This is a genomic window from Acidobacteriota bacterium (genome assembly GCA_018268895.1).
Lineage (GTDB): Bacteria > Acidobacteriota > Terriglobia > Terriglobales > Acidobacteriaceae > Edaphobacter.
Genome location: JAFDVP010000001.1, coordinates 456,938 through 470,672, shown reverse-complemented (window position 1 = coordinate 470,672; position 13,735 = coordinate 456,938). Strand labels below are relative to the sequence as shown.

The following is a 13,735-nucleotide window of genomic DNA, read 5'->3' as shown; positions in this document are numbered from 1 at the left end:
TGAGGCGGGGAGAGCGCAGGAAATTACTCGCTCCACACTGGTTTGCGCTTTTCGAGAAATGCCGTCACGCCCTCGCGGAAATCGTGCATGGCGCGGGCCTCGGCGTTCGCCGTCAGTGCGTGCGCGATGGCCGCATCGAGCCAGGCGCGGTTCTGCGTCGCCATCAGCCGCTTGGTCGCTGCCATTGACTGCGGACTGTTGGTCTTCAGGCAGGCGGCCAGAGCGCTGGCGCGGTCGGCAAGCTCCTCGGCGTGGTAGACATGATTGACCAGGCCCAGCCGCTCAGCCTCCTCGGAGGTGAACAGGCGTCCCGTCAGCAGCAGGTCGCGCGAGCGCTTGTCACCGACCTGTAGCGCAAGGAACGCCGAGACCAGCGCCGGCACGAAGCCGATCTTCACCTCGGTGAAGCCGAACTTCACGCCGGGAGCGGCGAGCGTGAAGTCGCAGATCGTCGCAAGGCCGGTGCCTCCGGCGATGGCCGCGCCGTGGACCACTGCGATCGTGGGCTTGGGCAGCTCGTACAATGTGCGAAAGAGCCGCGCGACGCGCTCGGCGTCGGCCACATGCTCGGAGAGAGACTTGTCGGCGATGGCGCGCAGGTGCACCATGTCGAGCCCCGCGCAAAAGGCCTCGCCCGCCCCCGTCAGCACGACCACGCGGCAGTGCCCCACCGCCGCCTTCTCGAGCGCGGCGATCAGCTCGTCCTGCATCTCAGGGGTCATGGCGTTGCGCCGCTCAGGCCGGTTCAGCATGATCGTCTTCACGCCGTCGACTTCGCTTACCAGGATCGTCTTGTAGCTCATGGTCGCTCTCTACTCCCTATCCCCTACACCTGCTCCCTGCTTTACTGCATCTTCGCTCCGAACCTGCGCGCGATCTCGGAGGTCGCCGATTGCAGACCGTCCAGCGGACGCATAGGTGGAAGCTCGGCGCCAAGGGCGCGTAACTCCTCCAACACCAACTCTGTGGGAAGGTTGCCCACCAGAACATCCTGTGCGAAAGGGCACCCGCCAAGCCCACCGATCGCCGCGTCGAACCGCCGGCAGCCTGCATTGTAAGCCGCCCGTACCAGCTCACTTGCACCTTCATAACGCGAATGCAGATGGACGCCGATCTCAATGCCGTCGTGCACTGCCATCACATCGCTCACAACATCGGCGACGAGCTTCGGCGTCGCCATGCCTACCGTGTCGGCGAGCGATATCTGCTTCACGCCAGAGTCGATCAGCAGATCGCAGGCGTCGACGATCTCGTCGATCGACCAGGCATCGCCGTAAGGATTCCCGAACGCCATCGAGATGTACGCCACCAAATCAAGCCCCGCCTTGTACGCCATCTCGCCCACGCGCTCCAGCGCCTCCAGCGACTCCTCCGGCGTCTGGTTCTGATTCCGCTGCAAAAACCCCGGCGAGATCGAGTAAGGAAACCCCAGCGTCTGCACCGACCCCGTCTTGATCGCGCGCTCCGCCCCCTTGGCGTTCACCACAATGCCGATGATCTCCACATCATCCGGCGGATCAAGATACTCCAGCACCTTCTCCGAGTCAGCCATCTGCGGCACCGCACCCGCCGAAACAAAGCTAACCGCATCGATATGCTTGAACCCCGCCGCAATCAACACGCGCAGGTAGTCCGCCTTGACTTCGGCAGAGATATGCACCGGCAGTCCCTGCCAGGCGTCACGCGGACATTCAATAATCTTCACCACAACCAAAATCCCTTCTGCAGCTACGCTTTCTATGTGCTGGGCAAAACCTCTACATCTTCGAGCATACAAACATAGTCGTTATGTTCGTGAACAAAACCCAGTAAGACTGAGCCGTCGCCCGCCTGTTCAGCCTGAAGAATATGCACAACCGTACCTTCAGGTGGAAGACTCTCAGAATCATTCGACTTAATTGTGACGCTTACAGGAAGCTCGCGACCGAATGAATAGGGTACGCTGCGATCATCAGGGATATAGAAAATTGCTCCATTGGGATGTACGTCTGACTCATTCGCAACTCTTCCATTGATTACACGATCCATACATTCTCTCCTCAAGCTCATTTCTCACGTCTGCAACACCCCCGGATTAAACCTCGCCACCTCCGGATTCAGCGCACAAGCCTCCAGAGCCGTCATCAGTACCTCACGAGTCTTCGCCGGATCAATGATCGCATCCACCCACATCCGCGCCGCGCCATATCTCGGATCGGCCTGCGCATCATACGTGGCTTTAATCTCCTCGTAGATCGCCTTCTTCTCCTCCTCCGACAGATGCTTGCCACCACGCTCCATCTGCTTCACACGTACTTCGACCAAAGTATTCGCCGCCGAAGCCCCACTCATCACCGCATACCGAGCCGTCGGCCACGCAAAGATAAACCGCGGATCGTACGCCTTCCCGCACATCGCATAGTGCCCCGCGCCAAAGCTGCCGCCGACAATCACCGTGATCTTCGGCACCACGCTCGTACTCACGGCCGACACCATCTTCGCCCCCGCGCGAATAATCCCGCTCCACTCCGCATCCTTGCCCACCATAAAGCCGTTGACGTCGTGCAGAAAGACCAGCGGGATGAGGTTCTGGTTGCAGTCCATGATGAAGCGGGCAGCCTTCTGCGCGCTCTCCGTGTAGATCACGCCGCCAAACTCCGTCCGCTTCGACCCCGCCTGCGGCCCCATCGCCACCGTCTGCTGCTGATGCACCTTCTGGTTGGCGACGATCCCCACCGCACGCCCGCCGATCCGCGCATAGCCGCAGAGCAATGTCCGCCCAAACTCCGCCTTGTACTCATCGAACTCCGAACGATCCACAATCCGCGCAATCACATCGCGCATGTCATACACATTCGTCGCCGCCTTCGCCGGATCGGGATCGATCAGCCCGTACAGATCTTCCGCCGCATACCGCGGAGCATCCTTCGCTGCGTCATACGGCACCACGCTGAACGGAGCACCCGGCCGCTCGCCGATCTTCTCCACCAGCGACCGCAGCCGCGCGATGCACAGGTGGTCGTTCGCCTCCTTGAAGTCGACCGTGCCGGAGATCTCGGCGTGCATCGCCGCTCCGCCCAACTCTTCGGCGCCAGTCTTCTGCCCGATCGCCGCCTGCACCAGTGAAGGCCCTGCAAGAAACAGCCCAGAACCCTCCGTCATCAGCACCGTGTCCGTCATCACCGGCAGATACGCCCCGCCCGCAACGCACATGCCCATGATCGCCGTAATCTGCGGAATTCCCTGCGAGCTCATTACAGCGTTGTTGCGAAACACCCTCCCGAAGTCGTCCTGGTCCGGAAACACATCCTCCTGCAGCGGCAGAAACACCCCCGCCGAATCGACGAGGTAAAGCGTCGGGATGCGGTTTTCCAGAGCAATCGTCTGCGAACGCAGCACCTTCTTCGCCGTCATCGGGAAGAACGCGCCTGCCTTAACCGTGGCGTCGTTGGCCACGATCATGCACAACTTCCCGCTCACTCGTCCCAGTCCGGTAACAACTCCCGCCCCTGGTGCACCACCAAACTCCTCATACATCCCATGCGCAGCCCAAAGACCAAGCTCCAGAAAGTTCGGCAACAACAGCCCGGGTGCCCCATCCTTCGCGCTCTTTGCGAACGGTGGATTCGACACACTTTCGTCCACAGGATCGAGCAGCAGCGCCAACCGCTCGCGCACGGTGAGGCGTCCCTTGGCCCGTTGCGCCTCGGCCGCCTTTTTGCCGCCACCCTGACGGATCGCCGACTCCTGCTCGCGCATACCACCCAACAGCGTCATCAACGCCGCACGATTTGAAATAAACCGCGCCGACTTTGTATCCAGCTTCGACTCGAGACTGCCCTCCAACTTCGCCTCCCCTGCCATCGCCACCACCCGCGTAAGACTCGTCAGCATAGCATCTTAGTCTTTACGCGCGCTTCAACCTACTTCTGCCATGTAACCTATGCTGTGACGGCTTTGCGAAGGGGGGTTTGAGGATCAATGAAGGTGTTCATGCGCCTGACAGCTTTGGCTGTGTTCGCCTGCTCCGTTCTGCCCCCGGCGCAGGGCCAGAACAGCCATGCAGATATCGAAAAGTCGATTGCGGCGAATATCAGTGACCCGGCAAAGTTCCAGGCCTTCTTCGCAGACCTCAAGCAGGCGGTCCAGAGGCACGACGCCGCTGCCGTCGCCGAGCTCGTCAGCTACCCCATCACGATCAACCCGCGCACCAGATCGGCAAAGCGCATACGCACCCCCAAAGCATTCACAGCGGGATACGACAGGATCATCACGCCGCACATCGCCGATGTCATCGAGAACCAGAAGTACGAAGGCCTGTTTGTGAACTCCCGGGGAGCCATGCTCGGCTCAGGCGAGGTTTGGATCGGCGGCATCTGCAAAGACAAGCAATGCAAACAGACCGACATCCGAATCATTACAATTCAGAACACCAGCGGCGCTAAGAAGCACCCCTAACCGGCATCGATTGCTGCACCACGTCCATTCGCGGACTCGCTGGCCTTACCCTCTCCAGCTCAGCCTTCATATGCGGCAATCCAAAGATCGCGCTTAACGAGGTCATCACCACCACCGTTGCCAGCGGATAAAACACATACCGCGCACGCGGCCAGACAAGCCCCGGCCATTCATTGACCAGCGTGTCGGCAAGCGGCGTCACCGGCCTCTGCCGCTGACGCCGCTCCATCGGGCGGTTCCGTGCCTGCCAGCGCCGCGCAAGCACCGTCGCGCGGATGTTCAGGAACAGCAGCACAATTGCAGTGATGCCTACCATGGGATTGCCTCCCCCCGGCGCCCCCAGCAACAAAGCCTCCAGCGAAGCCACACGATCGAGAAACAGGCAAAGAAACATGAAGACCGACGCCGCCAGACTATATCGCCTGACACCCATTGCACCTAGAAAATAGGTAGCCGCAATCAACAGCCCCAGCGAGGCATGCGCCGTAAAGAACGCCCCAATCCCCCAGGCCGTCGCCACCACAAAACAGATCCAGAATCCCTGCTGCCCCACCAGGTCGACATCCTGCCGGTTCGCAATCCTCGGCCAGAACAGCCGCCTCAGCCACCCGTCTGTAGGCTGCACACTGGAAAACTCAAGCGTCTCAATCAACTGGGTCGCACCTCAAAGTATCGTTCGCCAGTCTAGAAAATCCGTTACCGCTTACGACATACCCTATTTGTGGCAGACTTAAGTTACCGTGCAGCTCCAACCCACTGATGCCCTGCTGGTTATCGACGTCCAGAACGACTTCTGCCCGCCCATCAACGGAATCGGCGGCGCACTGGCAGTCAAAGACGGAGACGCCGTCGTCCCCATTATCAATCGCCTCGCCACCCGCTTCCAGCACGTCATCCTCACACAGGACTGGCACCCGGCAGGCCATATCTCCTTCGCCTCATCACACCCCGGCAAGAAACCCTTCGAGACTACCGAAATCGCCTACGGCACCCAGACCCTCTGGCCCGATCACTGCGTCCAGGGCACATTGGGAGCCGATCTCCACCCCGGCCTCCACATCCCCCACGCCGAACTGATTTTGCGCAAGGGCTTCCGCCGCGAGATCGACAGCTACTCCGCCTTCCTCGAAGACGACCATACGACGCCTACGGGACTCGCGAGTTATCTCCGCGAGCGCGGTTTGAAGCGGTTGTTTATCTGCGGGCTTGCCTATGATTTCTGCGTGCGGGCTTCGGCCATTGATGGCACAGCGGCGGGGTTTGAGTGCATAGTCATCGAAGATGCCACGCGAGCTGTCGGGTTGCCTGATTCCATTACATCTGCGCAAAAAGCGTTGGCGTCTGCGAGTGTCATGCGAATCGATGCCGAGGAGATTAGAGATTGATCTGGCCTAAATTTAATGAGGTCGAAGTGACAGAGGCGATCATGTTTGCCGCGCCGAAACTGAAGGCTCTCATCATCTCCATACTGCTCACAACGGTCACATTCCTGCTCGTTCGTCGGAACAAATTCCCTACGGGATGGAAGCAGAAAACAATATTTGGCTTGGGTCTTTTTACGGCGCTACCAGCAGCCATATCTCTCTGGATCGCTTTCAGTTCACTAACTTCAACCGACAAACCGCATTTTTTCGTATCGCCTGACCGTAAACACGTAGCAGATCTGACGTATGAAGCCGGATTTTTAGGTCGGGATTTTACCGGCGTTACTATTCGATCAAGTAATAGCCTTCATGGTGAAGAAGCCTACTTTTATTTCGGCCCAAGCTCTTGGGAAGATACAAATGTTCGTTGGCTAGACGACCAAAACTTAGAGATTGGATATCGTCCCGACTCGCAAAGAACACAGGCATGTAAACCTGTAGCCGCAGGAATCAGTGTTCACTGCAAATCTCACTAGCTACCCGCCAGCCCCAACTCCCCGGCCCTATCCTGCATCGCCTTCAGGCAGTTCCCCAGATGCTCCTCAAGCGAAATCCCCAGCAGCTCCGCTCCGCCGGTAATATCCTCGCGCTTCACCGCCCGTGCGAAGGCCTTGTCCTTCATCTTCTTCTTCACACCAGCCACTTCGACATCGTGAATCGACTTCGTCGGTTTCACCAGAGCACACGCCGTCAGAAACCCCGCGAGCTCATCGCAGGCAAACAGCGCCCGCTCAAGGTGCGACTCCCTCGGCACGCCGGAGTAGTCCGCATGCGCAAGGATCGCGTTCAGCACCGGCTCCGGCCAGCCCGTCTCGCGCAGGTGTTTGACGCCGACAAACGGATGCTCTTCCAGCGAAGGATGCCGCTCGTAGTCCATGTCATGCAGCAGCCCGGCGCAGGCGTACGCCTCGACGAACGCATCTGCCTCAGCGCCGTTCAGCCCAAGCCGCACGGCCTCGCGACGGCCGTAGGATTCCGTGCACACCGACACCGCCATGCCGTGCTTGCGTAGCGACTCGCTCTTCGTCCACTCTTCCAGCAACGCCAACGCTGCTCTGCGTCCATACCCTTCGCCCATCCAGAACCTCCGGCCTTCTACTCCCTACACCCTATTCCCTACTCCCCGCCTTTACTACTTTGGTTCGCTTCTGGTTTTTACCGGTTTTTGTGCTAATAATCAACGGGTTTCTCTTGACTATCCAGTAACCCAGTGTCACTCTAGGCACATCGCATTGCTCCGTTATCGGACATGTGCCGCGGTTCCTTGCTCTGGGTCCGCCCGCGTTAAGACAACTTATGGCAACTATGATGGCACCCGTCGAACAGCGTGAGGTCCTGCGCTGTGACCACTGCAGCCTGGTGCAGTTCCGCACAGCAAACTCGCTGTGCCGCCGCTGCCACAAATCGCTCGAGGTCGAAGAGCCCGAGCCGGTAGCAGCTCCACTATCCATCGTTCCGGCAACGACGCCCTCCCCTGACGGCCTTCAGGTCGCCACGGCGGTTCGTGACCTTCGCCACGTACGCAATCTCTCGCAGCGTCAGCTCGCCGCACGCATGAACGTGCCGCGCACCTACATCTCGAAGATCGAGAACGGCAAGGCGATGCCGACCCTCTCCTCGCTCGACCGTCTGGCCAAGGCGCTTCAGGTCGACATCTCCACCCTGCTGCGCGACTCGAACACGCGCCACCGCGACGAGACGGCTGTTCTGATGACGGACCCGTTCCTCGCCGAGATTGCCGCTTACACCTCGCAGCTCGATGCTCTGCAGCGCTCCATCTTCCTGAACCATGTGCGCGAGCTGGCCGCTGGCCGCCGCCGCTCGGCATAGCGAAGACCCGCGCAGCAACAATAACCTCCGTGCCGCATCCAACCGCAATCTGCGGAAGGGTGCGGCACCCTCCGCCTCTCTCTTCTCTTGCACAGTCTTGTCTTTGCGAAGCTCCCTCCCGGTGTGCTAGCGTCATGCTTTGAGAGGTAGATTTGTCCCCCACGTCCCCCAGCCGCGTTCACGAGCTCTCCCAGGAGGAACAAGCCGTCTATCGGCAGCTCGATCTCTCGCGAATTCCGCAGCATATCGCCATCATTATGGATGGCAACGGGCGCTGGGCAGGCAAGCGTGCACTCAAGCGTTTTCTGGGGCACCAGCAAGGCGCCGAGAGCGTCCAGTACGTTGTGGAGACGGCCTCGCGCATCAATCTCCCGTTCCTCACCCTCTACGCTTTTTCACTCGAAAACAACCTCCGCCGCCCCAAGACCGAGGTCAGTTTTCTGATGAAGCTGCTTAAGAACTACCTGATCGGCAACGTCAAGCGGATGAACGACAATAACGTTCGCATGTCCTACATCGGCCGCACCTACGACCTCCCGCAGGAGGTTCAGGAGACCATGCAATGGGCGATGGAGTCCACCGCAAAGAACACCGGAACCACGCTGACCCTGGCTCTCAACTACGGCGCCCGCTCGGAGATCGTCGATGCCGTCCGCCGCATCCTGACCGATCTCACCACCGAGGCCCACACACGCGGCTGCTCGGTCGAAGACCTGCTTGGTGCCGGTGCCCTCGACTCACTGGATGAGTCGACCATCTCGAAAGCGCTTTATACCGCCGGCATGCCCGACCCCGACCTGATCATCCGCACCTCGGGCGAGCAGCGTATCTCGAACTTCCTTCTCTGGCAGATCGCCTACTCCGAGATCTTCATCACCGACCGCCTCTGGCCCGACTTTCGCGGCGTTCATCTGCTCGAGGCCATCGCCGACTACCAGCGCCGCGACCGCCGCTTCGGCGGACTCAGCGACAACTCCGACGAGAAGATCGACACGTTGCAGCCCGTCTCAGAGCTCGAAAACGAAATAGCCAATGAACTGCACCCACCGCGCGAACTCACCCGCCGCTAGCCTAAACAACATCCACCGCTAGTGTCCGATACCTATTGAGGGTGTCATTCTGAGCGAAGCGAAGAATCCCTGTATCCTCCAGGAGCGCCAACCAATCCCAGGGTCTGCCTACGCATTGACCTGGCCAGCACCCTCCAGCTGTCGCTTCAACTCTTGAATAAACTAACCAAGCGCAGGACTTATCGCGGCAAACATTGGATCGTTGCGATGAGTGAGCACCACCTCGCCAAACAGCTTCAGGCCGACGCCAAGTGAGGCAGCCGTGCCGGCGTCGAACGGAAGCCTCGATTCCAACCTCTTTACAATCGCCAGGATGTCGTCATGGTTGGCCGCGTAAAAGCTCAGGCTCTCGCCATGCACGGGTTGCCCTTTCGCATCGTTCAGCTTTTCCACCGTGACTCGGTAACGGTACGAGTTCATCTATACCCTCTCTATCTGCTTCGCCGCCGCGTCGATGATGTCCGTGACGGCGTTGATCTGCTCTGTCGTCAACGAGCCCATCTTCATCCGCAACGCCATCCGCAGGTTTTCCACAGCGCGCTCGATCTGCTGCGGCCTCTGGCGCGCATACTCCTGGCGCAGGTTCTCGATCCGGGAGAACAGCGCATCGACCATGGTCTTGTTCTCTGCCAGAGCCTTCGCTCCCTCTTCCGTGATGGTGTATTGCTTGCGCGAGCCTTCGGCAGAACCGGCGATGTGGCCCATCTCCTCGAGCATGGTCAGCATGGGGTAGACCACACCGGGGCTAGGAGCATACGTTCCGCCCAGGCGCTCCTGGATCGATTTGATGATCTCGTATCCGTGGCTCGGCTTCTCGGAGATCAGTTGCAGGATGACGTAGCGCAGGTCGCCCGAGCCGAACATCCGTCCGCCCCACGGGCCCCTCCCCCCCCTGCCACCATGCCGTCCTCGGCCGAAGTCGCCAAAGTTTGTGCAGAATCTCTCCCGCAGTTGTTCTTTCATCCCGTGGAAGTCTTCTCCGCCGCGGAACCCTCTAAAGTGTTCATGTTGATATTGGTATCTCATGTTTTAGAAAGTATCAAGATATATCTTTATATGTCAAGAGTGATTTAATGTCTCTCCCATCCACAGATATACTTGTCTGAATCTTCATGAAGCGAATCCTCACCGCCACCGTTCTGATCGTTGCCGTCTTTGCGCTGATCTTCTTCGGCCAGCTTTGGATGATTACCCTGGCCGCCGCCATCGTCGCCGAGCTAGCCGTCTATGAGTACCTCAAGCTGGCCGCCGTCGGAGCAGAAGCAAATGGAGCGCACCTGCGTATCCCGGTCTGGTGGATGGCCATCGCTACCGCAATCGCCTTCATCGTTACCCTTCCCAACTTCCCCGTCGACGCACAGCTTCCCGTCCTCAGCGGGCTCACCCTGATTCTTTTTGCGTGGAACGGATTCCGCGCCCCCCTCATTCAGGTTCTGCCCGATACTGCGCAGGGGTTATTCGGTCTGATCTGGATCGCCTACCCCCTCACGCTCGTTCCTCTGCTCTGGAAGCAGGAGAACGGCCCCGCGCTCGTCGTCTTCCTGATGGTCTGCGTGTGGGCAGGCGACATCGCCGCGCTCTACATTGGTAAGGCCTTCGGCAAGCACAAGCTCGCCCCCCGCCTGAGCCCCGGCAAGACGTGGGAGGGGTCCATTGCCTCCATCGCAGGCAGCATCGCCGCCGCAGGACTCGTCATCTGGATCGGCGACGTACTCACAGCACGTGGCAACCTGATACTGCACATCACCGAACCGGTCTGGCAGACACTCGTTCTCGCAGCTGTGCTGAACATCGCCGCCCAACTCGGCGATCTGCTGGAATCCGCCATAAAGCGCGGCGCAGGAGTGAAAGACTCTGGCACCATGCTTCCCGGCCACGGAGGCATCCTCGACCGCATCGATGCCCTGCTGCTGGCCGCACCGGTGCTCTGGTTCGCTCTTGTGATCAAGGACTATTTGGGGCTCGGGCGTTTCTAACTGCCATCTGAGAAAATAGATCACGTGAAAAAGCTCGCCATCCTCGGTTCGACCGGCTCCATCGGTACCTCTACTCTTTCCATCTGCGAATCCTTCCCCGACCGTTACAAGCCCATTGCGCTGGCGGCTGGCCGGAATGTCGACGTAGCATTTGCCCAGTGTGAGCGCTGGCATCCGCAGGTTATCTCTATCGCTACCGAGGAGCTCGCGGCAAAGCTGCAATTGCGTTTGAAGGCCGCCGGTATTAGCGGTATTGAAGTCGTCTACGGCACCGCCGGTACAGTCCTCGTCGCTACGCTCTCTGAAGTCGACTTCGTCGTCTCCGCCATCGTCGGAGTCGCCGGCCTTGAAGCCACCTATGCGGCAGTCAAAGCAGGCAAGACCATCGGCCTCGCCAACAAGGAGTGCCTGGTCGCCGCCGGTGAACTGATCATGGCAGCGGCGAAGGAGCACAACGTTGCGCTGCTCCCCATCGACTCCGAGCACAACGCCGTCCACCAGTGCATGAGGGGGGGGACTCCTGCCGAGGTCCGGCAGATATGGCTTACGGCTTCAGGTGGTCCCTTCCGCAATACTCCGCTGGCCGACTTTGAACACATCACCCCGGCGCAGGCGCTCAAGCATCCGACGTGGGTGATGGGACAGCGCATCACCATCGACTCGGCGACGATGATGAACAAGGGCTTCGAGGTGATCGAGGCCTGCCGCCTCTTCTCTCTCCCACCTGCCGAGGTCCGCGTCACCATCCACCCGCAGTCGACGGTTCACTCGCTGGTGGAGTTCATCGACGGCAGCATCCTGGCGCAGATCTCTGTGACGGACATGCGGCTGCCGATCCTCTATGCTCTGGCCTACCCTGAGCGGGTCGATGCCTCCTCTGCCCCAGGTCTGCACTTCGACCTCGCCGCGTTGAGCCAACTGGACTTCTCCGCTCCCGACCTCGTCCGCTTCCCCTGCCTGCGGCTCGCCTATGAGTCCGCCGAGGCCGGTGGAAAAGCCTGTATCGCTTTGAATGCAGCAGATGAGATCGCCGTCGCGGCATTCCTCGAAGGGCGTATCCCCTTCCTCGGCATTCCACGTACAATAGAGCAGGTGCTGATGCAAACGCCGGGTGGCCGTCCAACGTCTATCCATGAGGTTCTCGAAGCGGATATTGCTGCGCGAACTACTGCGCGTAATGTGATTGCCCATCAGCTCACCGGTGTACGATAAGCCGCACAGGTAAACGAGGTTCCTACTCCCTTTTATGTCCACCATCATTCAGCTAGGCATCGTGCTCGGCATCATGGTTCTTGTCCACGAGTTCGGCCACTTTGCCGTGGCAAAGCTCTGCGGAATCCGTGTTGAAACCTTCTCCATCGGCTTCGGCAAGCGACTCTTCGGCTTCAAACGCGGAGATACCGACTACCGCCTTTCGCTGCTGCCGCTCGGCGGTTACGTCAAGATGTCCGGCGACAATCCCGGCGAAGCCCCAACCGACCCCGGCGACTTCAACGCCCATCCACGGTGGCAGCGTATCCTCGTCGCGCTGGCTGGCCCCTTCGCCAACTTTATTCTTGCCCTCGGCCTGATGACCGGCGTCTCCATGTTGCACAACGAGGTGCAGGAGTACATCTCGAGCCTCGCGCTCACCGACTACATCCCGGTCAGTACTCCGGCCTCACAGACGGGCATAAAATCCGGCGATCTCATCGTCCACTACGACACCGTCGAGAACCCGACCTGGGACCAGGTCGCCATTCGATCGCTGCTGAACATCAACCAGAACGTCGCTTTCTCTTACATGCACGACGGCCAGCGGGTCGACACCAAGCTCTTCGTCGAGTCCAAAGGCGGCGCTGACAACTTCTCGCTCGATAAGCTCGGCCTGATCCCCAAGATGCAGAATGGGCCTGTCCAGGTAAACAACCTCTCCGGTGAGGAGAGTCTGCCGGCGGCTCGCGCGGGGATGCAACCGGGTGACAAGATCCAGACCATCGACGGCCTCCAGCTTCACTCCGTCTCAGCCCTGCTGGCTTACCTGCAGGACACCGCCGGCAAACCCGTTTCGCTCATGATCAATCGAAACGGCACCTTGATTCCGATGCATCTCACTCCCGTTCTCGGCGATGCCGGCGATGGAACGAAGTACTACCAGATGGGCTTCCGGCCCGTGCAGCCTCCAGTCAAGATCGAACGGCTTCCCTTCACCAAGGCCGTCGCTGCCTCGTGGGAGTACAACAAGAAGGGCTCGTTGCTGATCATCGAGGTCATGAAGCGGATGTTCACCCGCCAGGTCTCGGTGCGCTCGCTCTCCGGCCCCATCGGTATTGGACAGCAGATTCACCAGGCCGCTTCGATGCCGGGCTGGATGCCCATCATTGGACTGATGGCGTACATCTCTATCAACCTCGGTATCTTCAACCTGCTGCCGATCCCGATCCTCGACGGTGGAATGATCCTCTTCCTGTTGGTGGAGTCCCTGCTGCGCCGCGACCTGAACCAGCAGCTCAAGGAGCGCGTCTACCAGGTTGCGTTTGTCTGCATCCTGGTCTTCGCGGCGATGGTGATCTTCAACGACATCAGCAAGTTGGGTTTGTTCGCGAAGCTCAGACCCTGATTTGAGCCAGCATAAAAGCGGTCAGCGAGGGTATCTTCGCTGACCGCTTTGCTTTTGCATCTGTGTTCACAAAGCCATGGAGCGGGCCTTCAGCCCTCATATCGCGCAATACTGGCTTCAACCCTGCGGCCGCGACCCAGGCTGGTGTAGTAGGGGACTTTAGCGCTTGATGGCAGTCCACTATCTTTTGCAAGCAGCAATAGACTGTTGCCTAGTCGTCGTCTCCGCCGCTCACGCGACCTTTACTACCGGGAGTGCCCGGTTGTTTATCCAGCTCCGAGCGACCCCACCTGGTCTTGCCCATCGTGATGGCAAAGACAAAGATCAGGAGAAGAACCACCACACCGCCCCAAATCACAGGATTCATGGTACAGCCCTCTTCCATCTCAGAGAACTGTA

17 protein-coding genes are annotated in these 13,735 nt (G+C 59.6%); 8 read left to right on the top strand and 9 right to left on the bottom strand.

From position 1 onward, the window contains the following. Window positions 1–23 precede the first annotated feature (23 nt). The 4 genes from JSS95_02065 to JSS95_02050 are packed head-to-tail and all read right to left on the bottom strand — an operon-like array spanning window position 24 to window position 3,843. Complete coding sequence (locus JSS95_02065) at window positions 24–803, bottom strand: enoyl-CoA hydratase/isomerase family protein (protein ID MBS1798591.1); 780 nt, start codon at window positions 801–803, stop codon at window positions 24–26. 41 nt (window positions 804–844) lie between these two features. Next, window positions 845–1,717, bottom strand: coding sequence for a hydroxymethylglutaryl-CoA lyase (locus JSS95_02060; protein MBS1798590.1), 873 nt, complete (start codon window positions 1,715–1,717; stop codon window positions 845–847). Window positions 1,718–1,737: 20 nt separating this feature from the next. Then, window positions 1,738–2,028, bottom strand: coding sequence for a hypothetical protein (locus tag JSS95_02055; protein MBS1798589.1), 291 nt, complete (start codon window positions 2,026–2,028; stop codon window positions 1,738–1,740). A gap of 24 nt (window positions 2,029–2,052) precedes the next feature. After that, a complete protein-coding gene (locus JSS95_02050) occupies window positions 2,053–3,843 on the bottom strand; it encodes an acyl-CoA carboxylase subunit beta (protein ID MBS1798588.1) in 1,791 nt (596 codons plus the stop codon). A 129-nt stretch (window positions 3,844–3,972) separates the two neighbouring features. Between JSS95_02050 and JSS95_02045 the strand changes: the two genes are divergently transcribed. Next, complete coding sequence (locus JSS95_02045) at window positions 3,973–4,437, top strand: hypothetical protein (protein ID MBS1798587.1); 465 nt, start codon at window positions 3,973–3,975, stop codon at window positions 4,435–4,437. Here the strand turns inward: JSS95_02045 and JSS95_02040 are convergent. Continuing rightward, on the bottom strand, window positions 4,421–5,089 hold the full coding sequence (locus JSS95_02040; protein MBS1798586.1) for a hypothetical protein: 669 nt from the start codon (window positions 5,087–5,089) through the stop codon (window positions 4,421–4,423). The two genes, JSS95_02045 and JSS95_02040, sit on opposite strands and share 17 nt — an antisense overlap. An 88-nt stretch (window positions 5,090–5,177) precedes the next feature. Between JSS95_02040 and pncA the strand changes: the two genes are divergently transcribed. Both pncA and JSS95_02030 read left to right on the top strand, forming a co-directional pair. Then, on the top strand, window positions 5,178–5,822 hold the full coding sequence (gene pncA, locus JSS95_02035) for a bifunctional nicotinamidase/pyrazinamidase (protein ID MBS1798585.1): 645 nt from the start codon (window positions 5,178–5,180) through the stop codon (window positions 5,820–5,822). Then, window positions 5,819–6,337, top strand: coding sequence for a hypothetical protein (locus tag JSS95_02030; protein ID MBS1798584.1), 519 nt, complete (start codon window positions 5,819–5,821; stop codon window positions 6,335–6,337). The genes pncA and JSS95_02030 overlap by 4 nt, the downstream gene beginning before the upstream one ends. Here JSS95_02030 and JSS95_02025 read toward each other — a convergent pair. After that, window positions 6,334–6,939 carry an HD domain-containing protein gene (locus tag JSS95_02025; GenBank protein ID MBS1798583.1) on the bottom strand — a complete coding sequence of 202 codons (606 nt, stop codon included), beginning with the start codon at window positions 6,937–6,939 and terminating at the stop codon, window positions 6,334–6,336. The genes JSS95_02030 and JSS95_02025 overlap by 4 nt on opposite strands. A gap of 218 nt (window positions 6,940–7,157) precedes the next feature. Here JSS95_02025 and JSS95_02020 point away from each other — a divergent pair, with 218 nt between their 5' ends. Beyond that, window positions 7,158–7,691, top strand: coding sequence for a helix-turn-helix transcriptional regulator (locus tag JSS95_02020; protein MBS1798582.1), 534 nt, complete (start codon window positions 7,158–7,160; stop codon window positions 7,689–7,691). Window positions 7,692–7,843: 152 nt separating this feature from the next. Then, entirely contained in the window at window positions 7,844–8,761 is a 918-nt protein-coding gene (locus JSS95_02015) for an isoprenyl transferase (protein MBS1798581.1), read from the top strand. Window positions 8,762–8,923: 162 nt separating this feature from the next. Here the strand turns inward: JSS95_02015 and JSS95_02010 are convergent, their stop codons facing one another. Beyond that, complete coding sequence (locus JSS95_02010) at window positions 8,924–9,181, bottom strand: DUF3861 domain-containing protein (GenBank protein ID MBS1798580.1); 258 nt, start codon at window positions 9,179–9,181, stop codon at window positions 8,924–8,926. Next, window positions 9,182–9,787 (bottom strand): PadR family transcriptional regulator, encoded by a 606-nt coding sequence (locus JSS95_02005; GenBank protein MBS1798579.1) that lies wholly within the window; start codon window positions 9,785–9,787, stop codon window positions 9,182–9,184. A gap of 86 nt (window positions 9,788–9,873) precedes the next feature. Here JSS95_02005 and JSS95_02000 point away from each other — a divergent pair, with 86 nt between their 5' ends. Genes JSS95_02000 through rseP form a run of 3 tightly spaced genes read left to right on the top strand, consistent with a single transcriptional unit; the run spans window position 9,874 to window position 13,336 of the window. Continuing rightward, window positions 9,874–10,737: a CDP-archaeol synthase gene (locus tag JSS95_02000; protein MBS1798578.1), complete on the top strand. Its 864-nt coding sequence runs from the start codon at window positions 9,874–9,876 to the stop codon at window positions 10,735–10,737. 24 nt (window positions 10,738–10,761) lie between these two features. Next, window positions 10,762–11,949 (top strand): 1-deoxy-D-xylulose-5-phosphate reductoisomerase, encoded by a 1,188-nt coding sequence (locus tag JSS95_01995; protein MBS1798577.1) that lies wholly within the window; start codon window positions 10,762–10,764, stop codon window positions 11,947–11,949. A 34-nt stretch (window positions 11,950–11,983) separates the two neighbouring features. Next, window positions 11,984–13,336, top strand: coding sequence for an RIP metalloprotease RseP (gene rseP / locus JSS95_01990; GenBank protein MBS1798576.1), 1,353 nt, complete (start codon window positions 11,984–11,986; stop codon window positions 13,334–13,336). A gap of 211 nt (window positions 13,337–13,547) precedes the next feature. Here the strand turns inward: rseP and JSS95_01985 are convergent, their stop codons facing one another. Next, window positions 13,548–13,703 carry a hypothetical protein gene (locus tag JSS95_01985; GenBank protein ID MBS1798575.1) on the bottom strand — a complete coding sequence of 52 codons (156 nt, stop codon included), beginning with the start codon at window positions 13,701–13,703 and terminating at the stop codon, window positions 13,548–13,550. Window positions 13,704–13,735 lie beyond the last annotated feature (32 nt).

Coding starts and splice junctions, on each gene's coding strand:
- JSS95_02010 (MBS1798580.1), bottom strand. CDS start 9,181: ATGAACTCGTACCGTTACCGAGTCACGGTGGAAAAGCTGAACGATGCG.
- JSS95_02065 (MBS1798591.1), bottom strand. CDS start 803: ATGAGCTACAAGACGATCCTGGTAAGCGAAGTCGACGGCGTGAAGACG.
- JSS95_02025 (MBS1798583.1), bottom strand. CDS start 6,939: ATGGGCGAAGGGTATGGACGCAGAGCAGCGTTGGCGTTGCTGGAAGAG.
- JSS95_02020 (MBS1798582.1), top strand. CDS start 7,158: ATGGCAACTATGATGGCACCCGTCGAACAGCGTGAGGTCCTGCGCTGT.
- JSS95_02005 (MBS1798579.1), bottom strand. CDS start 9,787: ATGAGATACCAATATCAACATGAACACTTTAGAGGGTTCCGCGGCGGA.
- rseP (MBS1798576.1), top strand. CDS start 11,984: ATGTCCACCATCATTCAGCTAGGCATCGTGCTCGGCATCATGGTTCTT.
- JSS95_02000 (MBS1798578.1), top strand. CDS start 9,874: ATGAAGCGAATCCTCACCGCCACCGTTCTGATCGTTGCCGTCTTTGCG.
- JSS95_02045 (MBS1798587.1), top strand. CDS start 3,973: ATGCGCCTGACAGCTTTGGCTGTGTTCGCCTGCTCCGTTCTGCCCCCG.
- JSS95_02050 (MBS1798588.1), bottom strand. CDS start 3,843: ATGGCAGGGGAGGCGAAGTTGGAGGGCAGTCTCGAGTCGAAGCTGGAT.
- JSS95_02055 (MBS1798589.1), bottom strand. CDS start 2,028: ATGGATCGTGTAATCAATGGAAGAGTTGCGAATGAGTCAGACGTACAT.
- JSS95_01985 (MBS1798575.1), bottom strand. CDS start 13,703: ATGAATCCTGTGATTTGGGGCGGTGTGGTGGTTCTTCTCCTGATCTTT.